General features: G+C 73.9%; 21 protein-coding genes. 15 read left to right on the plus strand and 6 right to left on the minus strand.

Annotated elements, in window-relative coordinates:
- Positions 1-6: 6 nt before the first annotated feature.
- Positions 7-1,320, minus strand: coding sequence for a homogentisate 1,2-dioxygenase (gene hmgA / locus ACF1BN_RS33260; protein WP_392335308.1), 1,314 nt, complete (start codon positions 1,318-1,320; stop codon positions 7-9).
- Positions 1,321-1,485: 165 nt separating this feature from the next.
- On the opposite strand from hmgA, the gene ACF1BN_RS33265 reads away from it, so the two are divergent.
- The 10 genes from ACF1BN_RS33265 (at position 1,486) to ACF1BN_RS33310 (ending at position 15,225) form a co-directional block, all read left to right on the plus strand.
- Complete coding sequence (locus tag ACF1BN_RS33265; protein WP_392335309.1) at positions 1,486-3,564, plus strand: right-handed parallel beta-helix repeat-containing protein; 2,079 nt, start codon at positions 1,486-1,488, stop codon at positions 3,562-3,564.
- A gap of 305 nt (positions 3,565-3,869) precedes the next feature.
- Entirely contained in the window at positions 3,870-4,694 is an 825-nt protein-coding gene (locus ACF1BN_RS33270) for a hypothetical protein (RefSeq protein WP_392335334.1), read from the plus strand.
- Positions 4,691-5,974 carry a hypothetical protein gene (locus ACF1BN_RS33275; protein ID WP_392335310.1) on the plus strand — a complete coding sequence of 428 codons (1,284 nt, stop codon included), beginning with the start codon at positions 4,691-4,693 and terminating at the stop codon, positions 5,972-5,974. Before ACF1BN_RS33270 ends, ACF1BN_RS33275 begins: the two co-directional genes overlap by 4 nt.
- Before the next feature lie 19 nt (positions 5,975-5,993).
- On the plus strand, positions 5,994-6,641 hold the full coding sequence (locus tag ACF1BN_RS33280) for a TetR family transcriptional regulator (RefSeq protein ID WP_392335311.1): 648 nt from the start codon (positions 5,994-5,996) through the stop codon (positions 6,639-6,641).
- Between the two features lie 111 nt (positions 6,642-6,752).
- Positions 6,753-8,969, plus strand: coding sequence for a molybdopterin oxidoreductase family protein (locus ACF1BN_RS33285; protein WP_392335312.1), 2,217 nt, complete (start codon positions 6,753-6,755; stop codon positions 8,967-8,969).
- Positions 8,970-9,087: 118 nt separating this feature from the next.
- Positions 9,088-10,563: a CitMHS family transporter gene (locus ACF1BN_RS33290; RefSeq protein ID WP_392335313.1), complete on the plus strand. Its 1,476-nt coding sequence runs from the start codon at positions 9,088-9,090 to the stop codon at positions 10,561-10,563.
- Between the two features lie 124 nt (positions 10,564-10,687).
- Positions 10,688-11,584, plus strand: coding sequence for a hypothetical protein (locus tag ACF1BN_RS33295; protein ID WP_392335314.1), 897 nt, complete (start codon positions 10,688-10,690; stop codon positions 11,582-11,584).
- Between the two features lie 55 nt (positions 11,585-11,639).
- On the plus strand, positions 11,640-12,437 hold the full coding sequence (locus tag ACF1BN_RS33300; protein ID WP_392335315.1) for a class F sortase: 798 nt from the start codon (positions 11,640-11,642) through the stop codon (positions 12,435-12,437).
- Positions 12,438-12,722: 285 nt separating this feature from the next.
- The gene (locus ACF1BN_RS33305; RefSeq protein WP_392335316.1) at positions 12,723-14,114 is read left to right on the plus strand and encodes an aldehyde dehydrogenase family protein; all 1,392 of its coding nucleotides are present in this window, start codon (positions 12,723-12,725) and stop codon (positions 14,112-14,114) included.
- Between the two features lie 31 nt (positions 14,115-14,145).
- The gene (locus ACF1BN_RS33310; protein ID WP_392335317.1) at positions 14,146-15,225 is read left to right on the plus strand and encodes a Zn-dependent alcohol dehydrogenase; all 1,080 of its coding nucleotides are present in this window, start codon (positions 14,146-14,148) and stop codon (positions 15,223-15,225) included.
- 183 nt (positions 15,226-15,408) lie between these two features.
- Here the strand turns inward: ACF1BN_RS33310 and ACF1BN_RS33315 are convergent, their stop codons facing one another.
- Positions 15,409-16,347 (minus strand): DMT family transporter, encoded by a 939-nt coding sequence (locus tag ACF1BN_RS33315; RefSeq protein WP_392335318.1) that lies wholly within the window; start codon positions 16,345-16,347, stop codon positions 15,409-15,411.
- A 344-nt stretch (positions 16,348-16,691) separates the two neighbouring features.
- On the opposite strand from ACF1BN_RS33315, the gene ACF1BN_RS33320 reads away from it, so the two are divergent.
- Positions 16,692-17,312 carry a TetR/AcrR family transcriptional regulator gene (locus ACF1BN_RS33320; RefSeq protein ID WP_392335335.1) on the plus strand — a complete coding sequence of 207 codons (621 nt, stop codon included), beginning with the start codon at positions 16,692-16,694 and terminating at the stop codon, positions 17,310-17,312.
- On the opposite strand, the gene ACF1BN_RS33325 is transcribed toward ACF1BN_RS33320, so the two are convergent.
- From ACF1BN_RS33325 to ACF1BN_RS33335, 3 genes are all read right to left on the minus strand, one after another.
- Entirely contained in the window at positions 17,262-18,260 is a 999-nt protein-coding gene (locus tag ACF1BN_RS33325; protein WP_392335319.1) for a DMT family transporter, read from the minus strand. The genes ACF1BN_RS33320 and ACF1BN_RS33325 overlap by 51 nt on opposite strands.
- A 205-nt stretch (positions 18,261-18,465) precedes the next feature.
- A complete protein-coding gene (locus tag ACF1BN_RS33330; protein ID WP_392335320.1) occupies positions 18,466-19,161 on the minus strand; it encodes an ArsR/SmtB family transcription factor in 696 nt (231 codons plus the stop codon).
- Between the two features lie 18 nt (positions 19,162-19,179).
- Complete coding sequence (locus ACF1BN_RS33335; protein WP_392335321.1) at positions 19,180-19,845, minus strand: TetR/AcrR family transcriptional regulator; 666 nt, start codon at positions 19,843-19,845, stop codon at positions 19,180-19,182.
- 98 nt (positions 19,846-19,943) lie between these two features.
- Between ACF1BN_RS33335 and ACF1BN_RS33340 the strand changes: the two genes are divergently transcribed.
- The 3 genes from ACF1BN_RS33340 to ACF1BN_RS33350 all read left to right on the plus strand — a co-directional run bounded on the left by ACF1BN_RS33340 (position 19,944) and on the right by ACF1BN_RS33350 (position 22,390).
- Positions 19,944-21,095 (plus strand): acyl-CoA dehydrogenase family protein, encoded by a 1,152-nt coding sequence (locus ACF1BN_RS33340; protein ID WP_392335322.1) that lies wholly within the window; start codon positions 19,944-19,946, stop codon positions 21,093-21,095.
- 273 nt (positions 21,096-21,368) lie between these two features.
- Positions 21,369-21,659 (plus strand): YiaA/YiaB family inner membrane protein, encoded by a 291-nt coding sequence (locus tag ACF1BN_RS33345; RefSeq protein ID WP_392335323.1) that lies wholly within the window; start codon positions 21,369-21,371, stop codon positions 21,657-21,659.
- Between the two features lie 98 nt (positions 21,660-21,757).
- Positions 21,758-22,390, plus strand: coding sequence for a TetR/AcrR family transcriptional regulator (locus tag ACF1BN_RS33350; protein WP_392335324.1), 633 nt, complete (start codon positions 21,758-21,760; stop codon positions 22,388-22,390).
- A 96-nt stretch (positions 22,391-22,486) separates the two neighbouring features.
- On the opposite strand, the gene ACF1BN_RS33355 is transcribed toward ACF1BN_RS33350, so the two are convergent.
- Positions 22,487-22,948, minus strand: a complete 462-nt coding sequence (locus tag ACF1BN_RS33355) for a MaoC family dehydratase (protein ID WP_392335325.1) — start codon at positions 22,946-22,948, stop codon at positions 22,487-22,489.
- 106 nt (positions 22,949-23,054) lie between these two features.
- Between ACF1BN_RS33355 and soxR the strand changes: the two genes are divergently transcribed.
- Positions 23,055-23,534: a redox-sensitive transcriptional activator SoxR gene (soxR, locus tag ACF1BN_RS33360; RefSeq protein ID WP_392335326.1), complete on the plus strand. Its 480-nt coding sequence runs from the start codon at positions 23,055-23,057 to the stop codon at positions 23,532-23,534.
- The last annotated feature ends 88 nt before the right edge of the window (positions 23,535-23,622 follow it).

Below are 23,622 nucleotides of genomic sequence, written 5' to 3' on the forward strand. Positions count from 1 at the left end.
AGGACTCTACGGCCGGAAATGACGCTCCAGACCCTGCCATACGTCGTCGTAACCGTGCTGGAGGTGGTCGGCCCCGGCCGCCTGTCCGGTCGCCGTCACCGGCCAGCGGGTCTCGAACATGAAGGCCAGGCCGTCGTCGATCCTCTGCGGCTTCAGCTCGGCGGCGCTCGCCCTGTCGAAGGTCTCCCGGTCGGGACCGTGCGCGGACATCATGTTGTGCAGCGAGCCGCCGCCCGGTACGAAGCCCTCGGCCTTGGCGTCGTACGCGCCCTCGATCAGGCCCATGTACTCGCTCATCACGTTCCGGTGGAAGTACGGCGGCCGGAAGGTGTCCTCGCCGACCAGCCAGCGCGGGGCGAAGACCACGAAGTCGACACCGGCCAGGCCGGGGGTGTCGGAGGGCGAGGTGAGGACGGTGAAGATGGAGGGGTCGGGGTGGTCGTAGGAGATCGTCCCGATGACGTTGAAGCGGCGCAGGTCGTAGACGTACGGCGTGTGGTTGCCGTGCCAGGCGACGACGTCGAGGGGCGAGTGGCCGTACGTCGCCGTCCAGAGGTTGCCGCAGAACTTGTTGACCACCTCGACGGGGCCCTCGACGTCCTCGTAGGCCGCGACGGGGGCGCGGAAGTCCCGGGCGTTCGCCAGGCCGTTGGCGCCGATCGGGCCGAGGTCGGGGAGCTGGAACGGGGCGCCGTAGTTCTCGCAGACGTATCCGCGCGCGGTCTCGTCCAGCAGCTCGACGCGGAAGCGGATCCCGCGCGGGATCAGTGCCACCTCGCCCGGGTGGGCGGCCAGCAGGCCCAGCTCGGTGCGGAGGAGGAGGCCGCCGCGCTCGGGGACGATCAACAGCTCGCCGTCGGAGTCGCCGAAGACCCGCTCCATGGAGGCGTTGGCGTGGTAGAGGTGCACGGCCATGCCGGTGCGCTGGGTCACGTCGCCGTTGCCGCCGAGGGTCCACAGGCCGGCCAGCCAGTCGGTGCCCGGCGCCGGGTCGGGCAGCGGGTTCCAGCGCAGCCGGTTGGGGTCGGCGACGGTCTCGGTGAAGGGCGCGGTGCGGACCGCGCCGTTGTCCGTCCGGACGAACGGCGGGTGCGCCGCCGACGGGCGGATCCGGTACAGCCACGAGCGGCGGTTGTGCGCCCGCGGCTCGGTGAACGCGCTGCCGCTGAGCTGCTCGGCGTAGAGCCCGAGCGGGGCGCGCTGCGGCGAGTTGCGGCCCTCCGGGAGGGCGCCGGGCAGCGCCTCCGAGCCGTGCTCGTTGCCGAACCCGGTGCTGTAGGTGAGGGCCTCGGCCGTCTTCCTGGCCTGCTCGGTCGTCATCGCCCGCTCCTGTCCTGAACCTGTCCTGGATCTGACCCGAAAAGAATCCTATGGATGACCGTAGGATTCCGCGACCGCTCCCGTCAACGGGGCGGCGGCGAAGGGTCTGCGATCGGTTCGCGCACGGCGGGGTCAAAAAGATGAACAATGCTCTACTCTCCCGCCATGTCGTGGACCAGAAGGCTCGTCTCCGTGCTCTCGGTCGTGCTCGCGGTGCTCGCCGCGGCCCTGCTCACCGCTCCCGGCGCCCAGGCGCACGAGGAGCGGCCCGTCACCTTCCCCGACGGCTCCGGCAGCGTGCCGCAGCTCCGCACGGGCGAGCCCGACCTCCTCGTCTGCAAGACGGACCGGGCCGACTTCGACCGCCGGATCGCAGGCTTCCCCGCCGGCCTCAAGACCCGCAACCTCGACCTCTTCGCCCGCTGCGGACGCTCCGGCTTCCGCCACCTCCAACAGGCCGTCGACGCCGTCGACCGACCCGGCATGACCATCGCGATCCTGCCCGGCCTGTACGAGGAGGAGCCCTCACTGCCCGCACCCACCGGCGCCTGCGCCTCCCTGGACGCCCCGAAGTCCTCCTTCGGCTACCAGATCCTGTCCTACGAGCAGCAGGCGCGCTGCCCCCACAACCAGAACCTCGTCGCCATCCTGGGCAAGAAGAACCTCCAGATCGAGGGCACCGGCTCCTCCCGCCTCGACGTCGTCATCGACGCGAAGTACACCAAGCTCAACGCGATCCGCGCCGACAAGTCCGACGGCGTCTACTTCCGCAACTTCACCGCCCAGCGCACCACCTTCAACTCGCTGTACGTCCTCGCCGCCGACGGCTTCGTCATCGACGACGTCCTCACCCGCTGGAACGACGAGTACGGCTTCCTCACCTTCGCCTCCGACCACGGCCTCTACAAGAACTGCGAGTCCTACGGCAACGGCGACTCCGGCATCTACCCCGGTTCGGCCTCGAACATCAACGACGGGCGCGGCTACGACGTCCCCCGCTACTCCATCGAGATCACCGGCTGCCGCAGCCACCACAACATGGTCGGCTACTCGGGCACCGCCGGAGACTCCGTCTGGGTCCACGACAACGAGTTCGACCACAACATGGGCGGCGCCTCCATGGACTCCGCCTTCCCCGGCCACCCCGGCCTCCCGCAGAACCACGCGAAGTTCGAGCGGAACCTGATCCACGACAACAACCAGGACTACTACCGCCACGTGGCCGACGGCACCTGTGCCCGTCCCCCCGCCGAACGCGGCTACGAGAACGGCGTCGTCTGCCCCCAGATCTCCATGCCGCCCGGCAGCGGCATCATCACCGCGGGCGGCAACTGGAACCTCTACGAGGACAACTGGATCTACGGCCACGACCGCACCGGCTTCTACCTCAACGCCGTCCCCGCCTTCATCCGCGGCGAATCCGCCTGGTCCAAGCAGACCGACACCTCCCACCACAACCGCTACGCGAACAACCGCCTCGGCATCGACCGGGCCGGCAACTTCCGCCCCAACCGCACCGACGTCTGGTGGGACGGCCAGGGCCGCGCGAACTGCTGGCAGGACGACACCGGGGCCTCCAGCCCCCGCACCCTCCCCGCCTGCGGCGCCGCCCGCGGCGAGGTCTCCGCCCCCACGGCCCGGCTCGTCGGCGAGCCCGTCAAGCTCGCCCAGCTCCTCGTCTGCGCCGACTACAACGTCCAGGCCCGCCGCCTCCCGGCCGGCTGCGACTGGTACGGCGCCCGCGGCCTCCAGCGCGTCGAGACCCAGATCGCCCTCGCCGCCTCCCTCCTCCTCGCCCTCGTCGGCACCGCCCTCTGGTGGCGCCGCCTGCGCGGCCACCGCCTCGCCGCCGTCGCCCTCGCCGCCGGCCTGGCCGGACTCGCCCTCGACGTCGCCGGCGCCACCCTCACCCTCGCCTCCACCTACGTCCCCGCCCTCGCCCTCCTCCTCACCGGCGCCTGGTGGACGACCACCGGCCTGCTCCTGCGTCCCACCCGCCCCGTCTTCGCCTGGACCACGGTCGTCCTCGGCGTCCTCACCCTCCTCGACGCCTTCGACAAGGCCGTCCTGATGATCCCCGGCATCCCCGTCAGCCCGGCCTGGCTGCGCCTCCTCCTCGGCGTCGTCTGGGTCCTCTGGGCCGTCGTCGCCGCCGGCGCCCGCCCCGCCCCGACCCCCACCGCCGACTCCGCACCCGACCCCGAGCGCCCGGCCGAGGACCGCCCCGAGGAGATCCCCGCATGACCCCCTCAGCCCCCACCCCCGCCACCCCCCTACCGCCCACCACCCCCACCCCGCCGGCCACCCCTGCCCTGCCCGCCACCCCCACCCCGTCGGTCACCTCCGTCCTGCCCGCCACCCCCGTTCTGCCCACCACCCCCACCCCGTCGGCCACCCCCGTTCTGCCTGCCACTCCCACCCCGTCCGCCCGCACCCGTGGCGCCGCCCCGTCCGCCCCTGCCACTCCCTCCGCCCGCGCCCGTGGCGCCTCCGCGCCCGCCGCCCGCCGTCGTACGGCCTCGCTCGCGGCGGCCGTCGTCGCCGGCGTCCTGCTGCTGGCCGCCGGGTGCGGCGGCCGGGCCACCACCCACCACAAGCCCGGCACCAGCCACGAGCAGGCCACCGGCTCCCACGGCACCGTGCTCGCGGACCGCGACGAGTCCGGCCACCGCCTCCGTGAACTCCCTCCCGCCGAGGCGCCCTCCGTCCGCGCCGAGGCCCGCCCGGACAGCGAGGGCGGCTGGAACGTCCACCTCACCGTGGAGAGGTTCCGCTTCACCCCCGAGTCCACCGGCGGCGGCGCCCTCACCGGCCGGGGTCACGCCCGCCTCCTCGTCGACGGGCGCGAGGCCGCCCGCGCCTACGGCCCCTGGTTCCACCTCCCGCCCGGCGCCCGCACCCTCACGGTCCGCCTCCACGCCGACGACCACACCGTCTGGGCCGTCGCCGGCGAACCCGTCCAGACCACCCTCGCCCTCACCCCGACCCCGCCTTCGCCCCCTTCCCCGTCCTCGCCTCCGACCCCTTCCCTCGCGCCGACCGCCTCGCCCACGCCCGCCCCGCCTTCCACCCCGCCTCCCACCTCGGCCCCCGCTCCGGACCCCACCCCCACCGGCCGCACCCTCGACATCCGGGTCTCCGGCTCGACGGTCACCCCGGCGCCCTCGCGCGTCGAGGTGAAGAAGGGAGAGCGGGTCACCCTCCGCATCACCTCGGACCGTGCCGACACGCTCCACGTCCACGGCTACGACCGCGAGGCGACCCTCGCCCCCGGCGTCCCGGGAACCCTCACGCTGACCGCGGACCGCACCGGTCTCTTCGAGGTGGAGACGCACGAGTCCGGACTCGTGCTCACCCAACTGGTCGTCCGATGATCGCCGTCCAGGATCCGCTCCTCCCGCTCGCCCACGGCGTCGGCGCCCAGCACGACCTGCCCCTGTCGCCCTTCTACGCCTACGCCGGCGCCTTCACCGCCCTCCTCGTCTCCTTCCTCGGCCTCGCCCTGCTCTGGTCCACCTCCCGCTTCCGGGGCGACCGCGCCGGCCGCCCCCTGCCCGCCTCCCTCCAGCGCCTCGCCGACGCCCCCGCCACCCGTGCCGCGCTCAGACTCCTCGGTGCCGCCCTCGCCCTGTTCTTCCTCGCCCACCTCCTCCTCGGCCCCGACGACCCCGACCGCAACCCCGCCCCCGGCGCCCTCTACGTCCTCCTCTGGGTCGGACTCGTCCCCGCCTCCCTCCTCCTCGGCCCCGTCTGGCGCCTCGTCAACCCGCTCCGCGCCCTCCTCTCCCTCCACCCGCCCGCGCACCCCCGGCCGGTCCCCGCCGCCGTCGGCATCCGCCCCGCCGCCGGAGGCCTCCTCCTCTTCGCCTGGCTCGAACTCGTCGCCCCCGACAACACCTCCCGCTCCGTCCTCCTCACCGCCCTCGCCGTCCACCTCGCCGTCCAGCTCCTCGGCGCCGCCCGCCACGGCGCCGCCTGGTTCGCCCACGCCGACCCCTTCGAGGTCTACTCCTCCCTCCTCGCCCGGCTCTCCCCGCTCGGCCGCCGCGCCGACGGCCGGCTCGTGCTCCGCTCCCCCTTCAACGGCCTCGACTCCACCCCCGAGACCCCCGGACTCGTCGCCACCGTCTGCGTCCTCCTCGGCACCACCGCCTACGACGGCCTCTCCGACAACCCCCGCTGGATCACCGCCCTCCAGACCTCCTCCCTCGGCCCCACCGTCACCGCCACCCTCGGCCTCCTCGCCGCCGTCGCCCTCGCCGCCGCCTGCTACGGACTCTGCGCCGGCACCCTCCGCCTCCTGAACCGCGCCCTCGCCAAGCCCCTCACCTCCTTCGCCCACTCACTGCTGCCCATCGCCCTCGGCTATCTCGTCGCCCACTACTTCTCACTCCTCGCGGTCGAAGGACCACGTACCGTCATGATGGCAGCGGGCACTGACAACGCCCCCTCGCCCGCCCCGCCGCTGGGCCCCGGGGGCCTCGCGGTCCTCCAGGTGTCCGCGATCGTCACCGGCCACGTCCTCGGTGTCGTCGCCGCCCACGACCGGTCCGTCCGCCTCTTCCCGCCCGCCCGAGCCGTCGCCGGCCAACTCCCGCTGTTCGCGCTGATGATCGCGTACACCCTCGGCGGCATCGGACTGCTCATCGCCTGAACAGGATCGGAACGGCATCATGGACCCCGTGCCCCAGACCCGCCCGCACGACCCGCCGCCCGCGCTCCGCCGCACCCCGGTCCAGCAGCGCAGCGCCGAACGGCTCGCCCGCATCCTCGACGCCTGCGCCGGGCTCCTCGACGAGACCGGCTACGAACAGCTGAGCACCCGGGCCGTCGCCGTCCGCGCCGGCGTCCCGATCGGCTCGGTCTACCGCTTCTTCGGCAACAAGCGGGCCATGGTCGCCGCCCTCGCCCACCGCAACCTCGACCGGTACGCCGAGCGGATCGCCGCCCGCTTCGAGCGGACCCCCGCCCTCGACGCGCACTCCGCGATCGACGGCGTCCTCGACGAGTTCATCGCGATGAAGCGGAGCGTGCCCGGTTTCGCCCTCGTCGACTTCGGCGTCCCCGCCGCCGAGGAGAGCGGGGGAGGGGCCGTCGAGGATCCCAACGGCCAGGTCGCCGAGCGGATCTGCGCCCTGCTCGCCACGCACCTCGGCCGCACCTCCGACGAGACGCTGCGGCGCAAGGTCCTCGTCGGCGTCGAGACCGCCGACACCCTCGTCCGCCTCGCCTTCCGCTCCGATCCCGACGGCGACCCCGCCCTCATCGACGAGACCCGCCGGCTCCTCCACGCCTACCTCGCCCCCTCCCTCGCCGCCTGACCGCCGGACACGGCTCGCGCGAACCCCTCCCGGACGTGCCTACCGGTCGGTATGCTCACGTCGATCCGCCGCACCGCCGCCTGCCGCACGCCGCCGTCCACGGGAGACGTCATGACCACGGCCCCGCGCATCTGCCCTCTCTGCGAAGCGACCTGCGGACTCGTCCTGACCCTCGACGGCAGCCGTGTCACCGGCGCCCGAGGGGATCGCGACGACGTCTTCAGCCGAGGCTTCGTCTGCCCCAAGGGCGCCGCCTTCCCCCAGGTCGACGCCGACCCGGACCGCCTGCGCACCCCGCTCGTCCGGGAGGACGGCCGGCTGCGGGAGGCGAGCTGGGAGGAGGCGTTCGACACGATCGCGGCGAGAATCCGCCCGCTGATCGAGGATTACGGCCCCGACGCCCTGGGCATCGTCCTGGGCAACCCCAACGTCCACACGATGGCCGGAGCGCTCTACCCGCCCCTCCTCCTCCGCGCCACGGGCACGAGCAACCTCTTCACGGCCTCCACGCTCGACCAGATGCCCAAGCACGTCTCCAGCGGCCTCCTCTTCGGCGACCCCTTCGCGATCCCCGTCCCCGACCTCGACCGCACCGACCACCTCCTGGTCATCGGGGCCAACCCGCTGGACTCCAACGGAAGTCTCTGCACCGCCCCCGACTTCCCCGGCCGGCTCGCCGCGCTGCGCCGCCGCGGCGGCACCCTCACCGTCGTCGACCCCCGCCGCACCCGCACCGCCCGCCTCGCCGACCGCCACCTCGCCCCCCGGCCCGGCACCGACGCCCTCCTCCTCGCCGCCCTCGTCCACACCCTCTTCGCCGAGGACCTCACCGCCCCCGGCGCCCTCGCCGACCGCGCCGACGGCATCGACCGGGTCCGGGACGCCGTGAGGGAGTTCACCCCCGAGGCCGTCGCCCCCGTCTGCGAGCTCGACCCCGACACGATCCGCGCCGTCGCCCGGGAACTGGCCGCCGCGCCCACCGCCGCCGTCTACGGGCGGATGGGCAGCTCCACCGTGGCCCACGGCACCCTCGCCAACTGGCTCGTCGACGTCCTCAACGTCCTCACCGGCAACCTCGACCGGCCCGGCGGCGTCCTCTTCCCCCGCTCCGCGACCGCCCCCGCGCCCCGGCCCGCCGGACCCGGCCGCGGCTTCGCCCTCGGCCGCCGCCGCAGCCGCGTCTCCGGACACCCCGAGGTCAAGGGGGAGTTCCCGCTCGCCGCCCTCGCCGAGGAGATCGACACCCCGGGGGAGGGCCGCGTCCGGGCGCTGATCACCATCGCCGCCAACCCCGTCCTGTCCGCCCCCGACGGGCTCCGGCTCGACGCCGCCCTCGCCGGCCTCGACCTGCTGGTCTGCGTCGACCCCTACCTCAACGAGACCACCCGCCACGCCGACGTCCTGCTGCCCCCGCCGCCGCCCTCCCGGAGCGCCCACTTCGACTTCGCCTTCAACGGGCTCGCCGTCCGCGACCAGGCCCGCTTCACCCCGGCCGCCGTCCCCCTGGAGGCCGACGGCATGGACGAGTGCGAGATCCACGCCCGGCTGGTCCTCGCCGCGTCCGGCATGCACGGCGCGCCGCCCTCCGCCGTGGACGACCTGGCGATCGACACCCTCGTCGCCAAGGCGGTCACCCAGCCGCACTCGCCCGCCCACGGCGCCGACCCCAAGGAGTTCGCCGCGGGACTCACCGGGGAGAGCGGGGCCGAGCGGCGGCTCGACCTGATGCTGCGGCTCGGACCGTACGGGCTCACCCTCGACGAGCTCAAGGCCCACCCGCACGGTGTCGACCTCGGCCCGCTCAAGCCCCGCCTGGACGAGGTGCTGCGGACCCGCAGCGGCCGGATCGAACTCCTCCCGGAGCCGATCGCCGCCGACCTTCCCCGGTTGCGGGCCGCCCTCACCGCCGTGCCCGAGCCCGGAACCCTCCAGCTGGTGGGCCGCCGCCACCTGCGTTCCAACAACAGCTGGCTGCACAACACCCCCGCCCTCACCGGGGGGTCGAACCGCTGCACCCTCCAAGTGCACCCGGACGACGCCGGCCGGCTCGGACTCGCCGACGGCGCCCCCGCCCGGATCAAGGGCGACGGCGGCGAGCTCACGGCGGAGGTCGAGGTCACCGACACGGTACGGCCCGGGGTCGTCAGCCTCCCGCACGGCTGGGGCCACGACCGCCCCGGCACCCGGCTCACCGTGGCCGCCGCCCGCCCCGGCGTCAACGTCAACCAGCTCCTCGACGGCTCCCTCCTCGACCCGCTCTCCGGGACCGCGGTCCTCAACGGCTTCCCGGTGGAGGTGACCCCGCTGGAACCGGCCCCACTGCCGTGACCTGGGGTTTTGCTCGTATTGCTCACGCGTGGACCCCTTGTTGAGGCCGGAAGGGGGCACCTACGGTCATCCGGACCGCCGCTCGGCGGCTGTTCAACGGTGAACGTGAGGTGCCTCCATGCTGACCGTCCTCGGCTTCGCCATGATCGCGACCTTCCTGGTCCTGATCATGATGAAGAAGATGTCGCCGATCGCGGCGCTCGTCCTGATCCCCGCCCTCTTCTGCGTCGCCGTGGGACAGGGAGCACAGCTCGGCGACTACGTCATCGACGGCGTGGGCAAACTGGCCCCCACCGCGGCGATGCTGATGTTCGCGATCGTCTACTTCGGCGTCATGATCGACGTCGGACTCTTCGACCCGATCGTCCGGGCCATCCTGCGCTTCTGCAAGGCCGACCCGGTCCGCGTGGTCGTCGGCACCGCCCTGCTCGCCGCGATCGTCTCCCTCGACGGCGACGGCTCCACCACCTTCATGATCACCGTCTCGGCGATGTACCCGCTCTACAAGCGGCTCGGCATGAGCCTGGTCGTCCTCACCGGCGTGGCGGCCACCGCCAACGGCGTCATGAACACCCTGCCCTGGGGCGGCCCCACCGCCCGTGCCGCGACCGCGCTCAAGCTCGACGCCGGCGACATCTTCGTCCCGATGATCCCCGCTCTCGCGGTCGGCCTGCTCTTCGTGATCGCGCTCGCGTACGTCCTCGGCCGCCGCGAGCGGAAGCGGATCGGCTACCTCACCCTCGACGAGGCGCTCGCCGGCGACACCGGGACCGTCCTCGTCGGGGCCGGCGCCGGAGGTGCGGGAGGGGTCGTGGACAGGGGTGCGGGCAAGGGCGCGAAGCCGGTCGGAGCCGCAGGCCGGGCCGACGGGGTGGGCGGCACCTCCGGTGACGCCCCGGCCTCGGGCGGCGAGCCCGCCGGTACGCGGGGCGAGGACTCCGCCGTCCCCGGCTTCCAGGGCCTCGACCCGAACCGCGCCACCCTCCGCCCCCGGCTGTACTGGTTCAACGCCGCCCTCACCGTCGCGCTGCTCACCGCGATGATCCTCGAAGTGCTGCCGATCCCGGTCCTCTTCCTCATCGGCGCCGCGCTCGCCCTCACCGTGAACTACCCCCGCCCCGCCGACCAGAAGGAGCGGCTGGCCGCCCACGCGGAGAACGTCCTCAACGTCTCCGGCATGGTCTTCGCCGCCGCTGTCTTCACCGGCGTCCTCACCGGCACCGGCATGGTCAAGCACATGGCGGACTGGCTGGTCGGCGCCATCCCGGACGGGATGGGCCCGCACATGGCGCTCGTGACCGGCCTGCTGAGCCTGCCGCTCACCTACTTCATGTCGAACGACGGCTTCTACTTCGGCGTCCTCCCCGTCCTCGCCGAGGCCGGCGCCGCCCACGGCGTCTCGCCGCTGGAGATCGCCCGCGCCTCGCTCGCCGGACAGGCCCTGCACATGTCGAGCCCGCTGGTCCCGGCCGTGTACGTGCTGGTCGGCATGGCGAAGGTGGAGTTCGGCGACCACACCCGCTTCACCGTGAAGTGGGCGGCTCTGACCTCGCTGGTCGTCCTCGCGGCGGCGGTCCTCTTCGGGATCGTCTGACCTCCTGGGCCGGACGGGGGACGAGGGTGCGCCGCACGCATGTCGATACCGTGCGTGTTCGGAATGTGACGGATAGTCGGATTATCGGTCAACTGCCTGACGACATCCTCGTGGAGGAATCCGCATGCACGCCCGCACCGCCCGCCCTCTCGCCGCCGCCTCCGGTCTCGCCCTCGCCGGCCTCGCCCTCGCCGGCGGGACCCCCGCCGCGTACGCCGCCCCCGGTGACAACGGCGACGTGAAGATCCACAGCGTCGGCACGCCCTTGGACGACCAGCGCAACGAGCCCAAGGTGTGCGACTTCTACCTCGCCGCCTCCAACTTCGAGAGCGTCCAGAGGGTGCGGTGGGAGATCACCGCCCAGCCGGCCAGTGCGAGCGCCCGCAGTGTGGACGGCACCCTCAGGCTCACCACCGGCGCCGGCCGCAGCAGCCGGATCGCCCTGCCGGACGGTACGTACCGGCTCACCTGGACCTTCGAAGGGTCGCAGGCGACGGGCAGGTCCAAGGTCTTCCAGGTCGACTGCCCAGGCGGCGGCAACGGAGCCAACGGCAACGGAACCAACGGCCAGACCCCCAACGGCCAGACCCCCAACGGCCAGACCCCCAACGGCCAGACCCCCAACGGCCAGACCCCCAACGGCCAGACCCCCAACGGGCAGACGGCGAACGGCCAGACCCCCAACGGCCAGAACAGCAACGGCCAGACGGCGAACGGCCAGGCCCCCAACGGCCAGAACAGCAACAGCTGGAACGGCAGCGGCCAGAACAGCAGCGGCCAGAACAGCAACAGCTGGAACGGTGGAGGTGAGAACGGCAATGGGGGCAACGGCGGCGGCTGGAACGGCCAGCGGCCCCCGCAGGGTCCGGTCGGCGCCGGCGGCGGAGGCAGCGCGGAGCTCGCGGCGGCCGAGGACGGCTCCTCCTTCGGCGTCGGCGCGGCCGTCGCCGCCGGCCTCGCGGGCACCGTCGGCCTGGTGCTGATCCGCCGTTCGCGCCGCCGCAACGATGGCGCGGCGTAACGCCCGTCTCTCGCGTCGGCAGCGGCGGCTCATCCGGCTCGGCAGGACCGTGGCGGTGGCCGCGGTCCTGGTGACCGGGGGTGTCTGGTGGAGCGGGGACGGGGATCCCGCCGACCGGCAGACCCTCGCCGGAGTCGACGCCAAGTCCGACGCGGCGGCCCCGGCCGGGACGCCCGCCCCGGCCGCCGGTGCCCCCGCATCTGCCGGTGCCCCCGCGTCCGGCGGCGGCCCCCGCGTCGCCGACGGCAAGGAGGAGGCCGCCCGGCCCCCTGCCGACGCCACCGGGAGCCGTGGCGGCGCCACCGGGAGCCGGGCCGGCGCCGCTGGCGCTCGCGCCCCGGCCGGGACCGCGAGAACCCCCGCGCCGACGCCGTCGCACGCGCCGCTCTCCCGCTCCCGCCCCACCCTCGTCGCCGTGCCCGCGATCACCACGGAAGCGCCGGTCCTGGACATCGGGCTCGACCGGGCAGGACGGCTCGGCGTGCCGCCGGTCGACGACCCGCAGAAGGTCGGCTGGTACGAGGGAGGCCCCGCGCCCGGCGAGCGCGGCACGGCCGTGGTGGTCGGACACCGGGACACCCTCACCGGGCCGGCCGTCTTCCTCGACCTCGACTCGCTCGGCCCCGGGAACACCGTCCGGGTCGCCCGCGCCGACGGGCGGGTCGCCGTCTTCACCGTGGACAAGGTGCGCACGTATCCGAAAACCGCCTTCCCCGACAAGGAGGTGTACGGCTCCACGGGTCGACCCGAGCTGCGGCTGCTGACCTGCGGCGGAGCCTACGACCGGGGCGCCGGCTACGACGCCAACATCGTCGTCTTCGCCCACCTCACCGGTGTCGACAAGACGATCTGAAGCGCGAGGACCGGCACCGGCCCCGTGTCGGGTACCGTCGCCCCCAGCGGGGCCGGGCGGACCCGGCGCGGGGCCGCTCGGCGTGCCCCCGCCGTCAGTCATGCGGCGGGCGGTCGGGGGCGCCACCCGGCGACGGGGGCCGCGGCGGGACCGGTGATGAGATCCGCCCCACTCCGGCAGACCCTGGCGCCCTAAAACTAACAGCGCTAGTTTGGGTGGGCGGGGTCGCTCGGATCGCCCCGCCGCAGGCGAGCGGTCGAGCGGACCGGGAATGGGGAAGCGCTGATGAAGGCCCACGACGCGATGTACATCGGTGGGGAGTGGCGCCCCGCGGCCTCCTCCGAGACGATCCCCGTGGTGGATCCCGCCACCGAGCAGGTCATCGCCCAGGTGCCGGCCGGCACCGCCGAGGACGTCGACGCGGCCGTACGTGCCGCCCGTGCCGCGCTGCCCGGCTGGGCCGCCACGCCCCCGGCCGAGCGGGCCACCCGGATCGGCGCCCTGCGTGACGCGCTCGCCGCCCGCGCCGAGGAGATCGCCGCCACCGTCACCGCCGAGCTCGGCGCCCCGCCGAAGATCGCCGCGGCCGTACACGCCGGACTGCCGGTCACGGTGGCCGGCACCTACGCCGAACTCGCCGCCACCCACCCCTTCGTGGAGAAGGTCGGCAATTCCACCGTCTACGCGGAGCCGGTCGGCGTCGTCGCGGCCATCACGCCCTGGAACTACCCGCTCCACCAGATCGTCGCCAAGGTCGCCCCGGCCCTCGCCGCCGGCTGCACCACCGTCCTCAAGCCCGCCGAGAACACTCCGCTCTCCGCCCAGCTCTTCGCCGAGGCCGTGCACGAGGCGGGCATCCCGGCCGGTGTCTTCAACCTGGTCACCGGCATCGGCACGGTCGCCGGCCAGGCCCTCGCCGAACACCCCGGCGTCGACCTGGTCTCCTTCACCGGGTCCACCGCCGTCGGCAGTCGCATCGGAGCCCTCGCCGGCGGCGCGATCAAGCGGGTCGCCCTCGAACTCGGCGGCAAGTCCGCCAACGTCATCCTGCCCAGCGCCGACCTCGCCAAGGCCGTCGCCGCCGGCGTCGGCAACGTCATGGCCAACTCCGGCCAGACGTGCAGCGCCTGGACCCGGATGCTGGTCCCCGCCGAGCGCTACGAGGAGGCCGTCGCCCTCGCCGCCGAGGCCGCCGCCAAGTACGTCCCCGGCGAGCGCCTCGGCCCGCTGGTCAGCGCCCGCCAGCGCGACCGGGTCCGGGACTACATCGAGCGGGGCGTCGAGGAGGGCGCGCGGCTCGTCGCCGGCGGCCCCGAGGCCCCGCTGGAGACCGGCTACTACGTCTCCCCGACGGTCTTCGCCGACGTCATCCCCGATATGACCATCGCGCGGGAGGAGATCTTCGGCCCCGTCCTCTCGATCCTCCGGTACGAGGACGAGGAGGAGGCCCTCGCCCTCGCCAACGGCACCGACTACGGCCTCGGCGGCGCGGTCTGGGGCGAGGAGGGCGAGGCGGTCGCGTTCGCCCGCCGGATGGAGACCGGCCAGGTCGACATCAACGGCGGCCGGTTCAACCCGCTCGCCCCCTTCGGCGGCTGGAAGCGCTCCGGCGTCGGCCGCGAACTCGGCGCGCACGGTCTGTCCGAGTACCTCCAGACCAAGTCCCTCCAGTTCTGAGCCCCGACCCGCCCGCAGTCAGGAGACACCCGTGATCCGTGCCGCCGTCCTGCCCGCCGTCGGTGCCCCCCTGGAGATCACCGGCATCGAGCTGCCCGAGCCCGGCCCCGGCCAGGTCCGGGTCCGGCTCGCCGCCGCCGGGGTCTGCCACTCCGACCTGTCGCTCTCCAACGGCACCATGCGCGTCCCGGTCCCGGCCGTCCTCGGCCACGAGGGCGCCGGCACCGTCGTCTCCGTCGGCGAGGGGGTGACCCGGGTCGCCCCCGGCGACGGCGTGGTCCTCAACTGGGCGCCGTCCTGCGGCGCCTGCCACCCCTGCTCGCTCGGCGAGGTGTGGCTCTGCGTCAACGCCCTCAACGGCGCGGCGAACGTGCACGCCCGCGCCGCCGACGGGCGCGAGCTCCACCCGGGCCTCAACGTGGCCGCCTTCGCCGAGGAGACGGTCGTCTCCGAGAGCTGCCTGCTGCCCGTCCCGGAGGGCGTACCACTCACCGACGCCGCGCTGCTCGGCTGCGCCGTCCTCACCGGCTGGGGCGCCGTGCATCACGCCGCCCGGGTCCGTGAGGGCGAGACCGTCGCCGTCTTCGGCGTCGGCGGCGTCGGCCTCGCCACCCTCCAGGCCGCCCGGATCGCCGGGGCGTCCACGATCGTCGCCGTGGACGTCTCCCCGGAGAAGGAGCGGCTGGCGCGGGCCGCCGGAGCCACCGAGTACGTGGTGGCCTCGGAGAACACCGCCCGGGAGATCCGGAAGCTGACCGGCGGGCACGGTGTCGACGTGGCCGTGGAATGCGTCGGCCGGGCCGTCACCATCCGGACCGCCTGGGAGTCCACCCGGCGCGGCGGCCGCACCACCGTCGTCGGCATCGGGGGCAAGGACCAGCAGGTCTCCTTCCACGCGCTGGAGATCTTCCACTGGGGCCGCACCCTCGCCGGCTGCGTGTACGGCAACTCGGACCCGGCCACCGACCTGCCCGTCATCGCCGGTCACATCCGGGACGGCAGCTTCGACCTCGGTGCGCTCGTCACCGAGCGGATCACCCTCGACGGCATCCCCGGCGCCTTCGACGCGATGCTCGCGGGCAAGGGCGGCCGTGCCCTGGTGATCTTCTGACCCACTCGACGCCCGGAGCCGTCGCCCCGGGCCTCCCCGTCGGACCCGGGGAGGCACGCCCGACGACGGCGCGGTCGACGACGGCGCGGTCGGCCCGGGGAGCCCGGTGCGAGGGGGGGCCGGTCCCGGTCGGGCCGGTGCCGGTCGGGCCCGTGGCGGCGGGGTCGGTGAGGGAGGGCCGGTTCAGGCGAGCTGGATGGTGAGGGAGCCGGCGAGCAGCAGGGCGAGTCCGAGCGCGCGCGGTCGGGTGAGCGGGCGTCCGGGCAGCCGGAAGAGCCCCTTGTGGTCGATGAGGGCCGAGGTCAGCTGCTGGCCGGTCACCGTGAGCGCGATCGTCACGGCCGCGCCGATGGCCGGTATGAGCAGGAAGGTGCCCGTCACATAGGCGGCGGCGCAGGCCCCGCCGAGCCACCCCCACCAGGGCATCTTCCGCAGCGGGGCGACGCGCGGCGCCGGGGTCCGCCGGGTGGCCCGGAGCACCAGCAGGACGACGGCGATCGTGAAGGTCGCGACGGCGAAGCTGATGACGGCCACCGTGAGCGGCGCGTGGAGCCGTTCCCTCAGCTGTGCGTTGACCGCGCCCTGTACCGGCAGGACCCCGCCCGCGACGATCCCGAGGGCGAGCCAGCCCGTACGGGCGGCCGGGGACAGGGCGGGGGAGCCCGCGGGGGTCGTCCCGCTCCCGCCCCGGATGATCACGACGATGCCGGCGAGGACGGCGGCGGCGCCGAGGACGATGCCGGGCCCGAGCGCCTGCCGCTCCAGGCCGAACAGGCCGAGGAGGTCGAGGGCGAGCGAGGCGAACATCTGGCCCGTGACGAAGAGTCCGACGCTCGCCAGGGCGCCGAGCCGGGGGAAGAGCAGGATGCCGCTCGTGATGTAGAGCGGACTGGCCAGTCCGCCCAGCAGTTGCCAGGGCGGCACGTCCGGCAGCGCGCCCAGCGCGCCCAGAGTTCCGGCGGTGAGCGCCAGGGCCGTCAGCAGGGCGGTGGCGAGGCCGAGTTGGAGGGTCGAGGCGCCGTACGGAGTGCCGACGGCGGCGTTGAGCTGGAGGTTCGCCGACGCCTGGACTGCCAGGAGGCAGCCGACGAGCAGGGCGACGGCGAGCAGTGCGGTGTGCATCGGGGGACTCCTCGTGGACTCCTGAGCAGGACGGAGCAACGACGCACGCCTCACAAGCGGACGCCGTGTCCGTTTAGAGTCCCATGGATGCGCGCAAGCGGACAAGGTGTCCATTTGAGTGAAGGGGAAGTAGGGTCGTATCCATGAGCGACCACGAGCGGCGCGGCCCGGGGCCGGACCCGGTGCGGCCGACGAACGAGACGGCCCGCCCCCCGGCGGACCCCTCCCGCGCCGACCATTCCTCCCGCGCCGACCGCCCCTCCCGCGCCGAGCGCGAGTTGATCGACGCGCTCGGGACGGCCGGAGACCCGCTGCCCTCGGGAGATCTCGTCGCGCCGGGTGAACTGCTGATCGGCGGCGACCTCCAGGCCCCTGGTGCGCGCCCGGCCCCCGGCCCGCGCCGCCGCGCCGACGCCGAGCGCAACCGCGCCCAGATTCTCGCCGCGGCCGAACGCCTCTTCGCGGAGGGCGATCCCCGGACGATCACCATGGACCGCATCGCCAAGGCCGCCGGCGTCGGTCGCGCCACGCTCTACCGCAGCTTCCCCGACCCGTCCTCGGTGGCGGTGGCCCTGCTCGACAGCCACGAGCGCCTGCTCCAGGGGCAACTCGTCCACGGGCCGCCGCCGTTGGGCCCCGGCGCGCCCGCGGGGGAGCGGCTCGCCGCGTTCTACCTCGCGATGCTCGACCTCCTGGAGCGGCACCTGCCGCTGGCCCTCGGCGCGGAGACCGGCCCCGAGCGCTTCCGGACCGGCGCGTACGGCTTCTGGCGCGTCCACGTCCGCACCCTGCTCGTCGCCCACGGCGCCGACGACCCCGACGCGCTGGTCGACACCGTGCTCGCCCCCCTCGCGCCCGAGCTGTTCGCTTTCCAGCGACACGAACTCGGGCTCCCCGTCGAGCGGATCGGCGCGTCAATGACGGCTTTCGCCCGCGGCCTCCTTCCGGCCGCCGCCCGCTCCTGACGCCGGCGGCGCGGACGGGCGCGGGCGGGAGCGGGAGACCGCGACCCCCGCCAGGCACAGCGCGCCGCCCACCAGGGTCAGCGCCCCCGGCAGTTCGCCCAGCAGCGCCCACGCCATCACCACGACCAGGGCGGGCACCGCGTACGTGGTCGCGCCCATCCGCCCCGCGGTCGTCCGCGCCAGCGCGTACGCCCAGGTCGTGAAGGCGAGCGCGGTCGGGAACACGCCGAGGTACACCATGTTCGCGGTCGCCGGCCATGGCGCCCTCGCCGCCTCGGCCACCAGCTGCCCCGCGAACGGCAGGCAGGCGACCGCGCCGATAGCGCAGCCGAAGGTCGTCACCTGGAGCGCACTCGCGTGGACCAGCGCCGGCTTCTGCGCGACGACCCCGCCCGCGTACGCCACCGCCGCCAGCAGGCAGAGCGCGACGCCCAGCACCGAGGCGTGTCCGTCCTTGCCGGACATCGACAGGCCCACGGCCACCGCGCCCGCGAAGGAGACCGCCATGCCGGCCAGCAGCCGCGGCGGCAGCGCCTCGCCCAGGAAACGGGCGCCGAGCAGGGCGATCAGGATCGGGCCGATGTTGACGAGCATCGCGGCCGTCCCCGCGTCCACCTCCTGCTCGCCCCAGTTCAGCGCCACCATGTACACCCCGAACCACAGCAACCCGGAGACGAGGATCCCCGGCCAGGCGGCCCGGGGCGGCAGCCCCTCGCGCCGGGCCAGGAGGACGACACCGAGGACCAGCGCCCCGGCGAGCAGTCGCCCCAGCGCGAGCGCGCCGGGGGAGTAGGCGGTCCCGGCGCTCCGGATGGAGACGAAGGCGGATGCCCACAGGACGACGGTGACCCCGGCGGCGACGAGCGCGAGCCGCGCGGAGGCGGGAGGGGAGGCGGAGGAAGGACCGGAGGAAGGGCCGGAGGAGGCGGAGGCGTCGGATTTCGGCATGCCCCGACGGTAGGACGCGCACCCTTCGGCCCACACCGCAATATCGCCCCCCGCCCCATGGCGCCCGCGCCGCGCTCCATGGCCCCCGCATCGTGCCCCGTGGTCCCGACGGCCCCCGCATCGTGCCCCGTGGTCCCGACGGCCCCAGCCTGCTGTCCCAGAGCCCCCGTCCCGCTGCCCCAGGGCCTCGCCCCGGGGCCCCGGCTCACCGCAGTGCGTCCGCCGGGATGCCGAGCTCCCTCCGCAGTGCCCGCTCGCCGGCCGGGGTGACCTTCACCGCGCGCCCGGACCCGATCCGTACGCACCAGCCGCTGTCCAGTGCGTGCGCGCAGAGCGCCGCTCCGGCGAGTCCCGCGAGGTGCGGCCGGCGCTCGGTCCAGTCCAGGCAGTCGCGCGCGAGGGGCCGCCGTCCCTTGGCCGCGAGGGGGATGCCGAGGCCCGCGAACCACTCCAGGCCCCGGTCCGTGAGCGCGAACCCGGTGTCCTGCCGCAGGAGTCCGCGCGCGGTCAGCGCGTCCGTGACGGCGATCCCGAGCCGCCCGGCGAGATGGTCGTAGCAGGTACGGCCCCGGGCCAGCGCCCGTCCGGCGTTCACCGCCGCCAGCGACCGGGGCGGCTCGTCCGCGCCCGGACCCGCGAGGGCGGCCAGCTCCTCCACGAGGTGCGCGATCCCGGGCCCGGCGAGCCTCACGTAGCGGTGCCGGCCCTGCCGTTCCTCGGTGAGCACCCCGCCCGCGACCAGCTTCCCCAGGTGCTCGGTCGCGGTGGACGGTGCCACGCGCGCGTGCCGGGCGAGTTCCCCGGCCGTCCAGGCCCGGCCGTCGAGCAGGGCGAGCAGCATCGCGGCCCGGCTCTCCTCCGCGAAGAGTGCCGCGAACGCGGCGAGATCACTGGCTCCCATGGCCCCAGCATCCCCCGCTCACGCTTCGGTGCCGCCCGAAACATGGGCGCCCAGGGCGGCGTACTGCGCGCCCAGGCCGTCGAGCAGGGCGCGCAGACCGGTGGCGAAGGCGCCCTCGTCGACCTTCTCGCGGTGCTCGGCGAGGCGGTGCGCCTGGCCGAGGTGGGGGTAGTCGGCGGGGTCGTACGCCGCCTCGTCGTCGACGAAGCCGCGCGCGAAGGAGCCGAGGGCCGAGCCGGTGACGAAGTACCGCATCAGGGCGCCGATGTGGGTGGCCTGGGCGGGCGGCCAGCCGGCCCTGACCATGGCGCCGAAGACCGCGTCGGCGACCTTGAGCCCCGCCGGTCGGCGGCCGGGTCCCTGGGCGAGGACCGGGACGATGTGCGGGTGGTCGGCGAGTGCGGCCCGGTAGGAGAGCGCCCAGTCGTGCAGGGCCGTGCGCCAGTCCCGGGGGTCGTCCGGCTCGAACATCGACAGGTCGATCTTGGCGCTCACCGCGTCCGCCACCGCGTCCAGGATCTCGTCCTTGGTGCGGAAGTGGTTGTAGAGCGAGGGTCCGCTCACCCCGAGCTCGGCCGCGAGCCGCCTGGTCGAGAGGGCGGCGAGCCCCTCCGCGTCCACGAGCGCGCCCGCCGTCTCGACGATGCGTTCTCGGCTGAGCAGGGGCTTGCGCGGTCGGGCCATGGCGCACATAGTAGGCCCGTACCAAGAAAACTAGCAGTGGTAATTAAAGGGTGAGGTGCTCGGCCTGGACCGAGCGGACCGGGTGAGGTGGCGTCGCGGTGGATCTGGGACTGAACGAGGAGCAGGAGGCCGTACGGCGGCTGGCGGCCGATTTCGTCGCCCGCGAGGTGGCGCCGTACGTCGTCGAGTGGGACCAGGCCGAGAGCGTCGACCGGGCGCTGGTGAGGAAGCTCGGCTCGGTCGGCTTCCTCGGGCTCACCCTTCCGGAGGAGTACGGGGGTTCGGGCGGCGACCATCTCGCGTACTGCCTGGTCACCGAGGAGCTCGGGCGCGGCGACTCCTCGGTGCGCGGGATCGTCTCCGTCTCCCTCGGTCTGGTCGCCAAGACCATCGCCTCCTGGGGCACGGAGGAGCAGAAGCGGACCTGGCTGCCCCGGCTCGCCTCCGGCGACGCACTCGGCTGCTTCGGCCTCACCGAGCCCGGTACCGGCTCCGATGCGGGAAACCTGAGCACACGCGCGGTTCGCGACGGCGACGACTACGTGATCGACGGCGCCAAGATGTTCATCACCAACGGCACCTGGGCCGACGTCGTCCTGCTCTTCGCGCGGACGAACGACACCCCCGGCCACAAGGGCGTCTCCGCCTTCCTCGTCCCCGCGGACGCCCCCGGCCTCACCCGCCACACCATCCACGGCAAGCTCGGACTGCGCGGCCAGGCCACCGCCGAACTCGCCCTGGAAGGCGTTCGCGTCCCCGCCTCCGCGATGCTCGGCCCGGAGGGCAAGGGCTTCTCGGTCGCCATGTCCGCCCTCGCCAAGGGCCGCATGTCGGTCGCGGCCGGCTGCGTCGGCATCGCCCAGGCCTCCCTCGACGCCGCCGTGCGGTACGCGGGGGAGCGCGAGCAGTTCGGCAAGCCCATCGCCTCGTACCAGCTCGTGCAGGAGCTGATCAGTGACATCGCCGTCGACGTGGACGCGGCCCGGCTGCTGACCTGGCGGGTCGCCGATCTGATCGACCGGGGCGAGGACTTCGCCACCGCCGCCTCGAAGGCCAAGCTGTTCGCGTCCGAGGCCGCCGTCCGCTCCGCCAACAACGCCCTCCAGGTCTTCGGCGGCTACGGCTACATCGACGAGTACCCCGTCGGCAAGCTGGTGCGGGACGCGCGCGTGATGACCCTCTACGAGGGCACCAGCCAGATCCAGAAGCTGATCATCGGACGGGCGCTCACCGGGGTCTCCGCCTTCTGAGCCCCCCGGGCAGCCGACGCCGGGTCCCTGGCCGGTCGGCGGCGAGCCCCCGGAGCGTCGGCGGTGACCCCGAAGCGCCGATGGTGACCCCGAAGCGCCGATGGTGGCCTCGAAGCGCCGGCGGTGGCCCCGGAGCGGTGGCGGCGAGGCCCGGCGCGGTGGCGGTGAACCCCGGACGGGCGGGGGGTGAGCCCGCGTGCGCAGCCGGGCTGAGTACCGGCGTGAGTATCCGGGCGGATGTGGCGCCGGCCACATCCGCCCGATGCTTCGTGCATGAGCGAGTCACAGGTCAAGCAGCAGAACACCAACGCCTACCACGCGCAGGCCGTCATCTCCTTCGCTATCGCCCTCGCCGCCGTCGCGATCGGGATCTACCAGCTGGAGGCGAGCGCCTGGGTGCGGGCCTTCATGGCGGTCTCCGTCCTCTACCTCACGACTTCCGCCTTCACGCTCGCCAAGGTGGTCCGCGACCGGCAGGAGTCCGACCGGATCGTCAGCCGGGTGGACCAGGCCCGCCTGGAGAAGCTCCTCGCCGAGCACGACCCCTTCCAGCAGAAGCTCTGAGCGCCCTCCGCCCAGGCGGAGCGCGTCCGCGATCTCTAAGCGCTTGCTCAGCTTCGTTGTATGGTGTTCGTCCTGACCGGTCCGAGGAGGAGTGTGGGATGAGCACGGCGGAGCAGACGCCCGGCGGCGAGGACGTGGCCTGGGGCGAGGTCGCGCCCGAGGCCGCGCGGAGGCTGCTGGTCGCGGCCGTCGAGGCGTTCGCCGAGCGCGGGTACCACGCCACCACCACCCGGGACATCGCCGGTCGTGCCGGGATGAGCCCGGCCGCGCTCTACATCCACTACAAGACCAAGGAAGAGCTGCTCCACCGGATCAGCCGCATCGGTCACGACCGGGCCCTGGAGATTCTCCGGGCCGCCGAGCTGCGGGACGGCGCCGCGTCCGACCGGCTCGCCGACGCCGTCCGCTCCTTCGTCCGCTGGCACGCCGAGCGCCACACCACCGCCCGGGTCGTCCAGTACGAGCTGGACGCGCTCGGTCCCGAGCACCGCGCCGAGATCGTGGAGCTGCGCCGGGAGACCGAGGCGACCGTGCGCCGGATCATCGAGGAGGGCGTGGCGGCCGGCGAGTTCGACGTGGCGGACCCGGCCGGCACCACCGTCGCGGTCCTCTCCCTCTGCATCGACGTGGCCCGCTGGTTCAACGTCCAGGGCCGCCGGACGCCCGACGGGGTCGGCGCGTTCTACGCCGACCTCGTGCTCCGCATGGTGGGACACCGGGCTCAGAAGTAGTACGGGGAAGCGGCGCTCCGGAGCGGCCCCGGAGCTCGGCGCCCCGGAGCGGCCCCGGGAAACGGCGCTCAGGGCAGCGCCCGGACGCGGCAGAGCTCAGAAGTAGTAGCGCGAGACCGACTCGGCGACACACACCGGCTTGTCGCCGCCCTCGCGCTCCACGGTCACCTTCGCGGTGACCTGCACGCCGCCGCCCGCCTCCTCCACCTTCGAGAGCACCGCGGTGGCGCGCAGTCGCGAGCCGACCGGCACCGGCGCGGGGAAGCGCACCTTCTCCGTGCCGTAGTTGAGGCCCATCTTCATGCCCTCGACCCGCAGCACCTGCGGCACGAACAGCGGCAGCAGCGAGAGGGTCAGATAGCCGTGCGCGATGGTCGAGCCGAAGGGGCCGGACGCGGCGCGCTCGGGGTCCACGTGGATCCACTGGTGGTCGCCGGTGGCGTCGGCGAAGAGGTCGATCCGCTTCTGGTCGATCTCCAGCCAGTCGCTGTGCCCCAGCTGCTCGCCGACCCCCGCGCGCAGCTCCTCGGCGGAGGTGAAGATCCTCGGCTCGGCCATGTGCCTGGTCCCTTCTCGTACGACATACCCAACGGTTTGTATCTAAGCGCTTGCTCAGCATGTGGGGTGGGGATCGCGCTGTCAACGGACCAGTAGGGTTCGAGGGGTGCCGCAGATTCCAGAGAAGATCCACGAGCTCACCGTCGGCCAGCTCTCCGCCCGCAGCGGCGCGGCCGTCTCCGCCCTTCACTTCTACGAGGCCAAGGGGCTCATCGGCAGCCGCCGCACCGCCGGCAACCAGCGCCGTTATGGGCGTGACGCGCTGCGCCGGGTCGCCTTCATCCGCGCCGCCCAGCGCGTCGGCATCCCCCTCGCCACCATCCGCGACGCCCTCTCCGCGCTGCCCGAGGAGCGCACCCCGACCCGCGAGGACTGGTCCCGCCTCTCCGCCGCCTGGCGGGCCGAACTCGACGACCGCATCCGGCAGCTCGGCCGGCTCCGCGACCACCTGACGGACTGCATCGGCTGCGGCTGCCTCTCCCTGGAGACCTGCGTCCTGTCCAACCCGGACGACGCCTTCGGCGCCCGCATGGCCGGCTCCCGTCTGCTGCCGCTGCGCCGCGAGGCCCAGGAGGGCGACTCCTAGTAGTGCTTTGTTAGGTGGTGTCGTAGGGCTGCCATGGGACGGTCTGTCGGCAGGTGGGGCAGGTGCCGGTCCAGGTGGCGATGAGGTG

It is taken from the genome of Streptomyces sp. NPDC014861 (genome assembly GCF_043081625.1).
GTDB lineage: Bacteria > Actinomycetota > Actinomycetes > Streptomycetales > Streptomycetaceae > Streptomyces.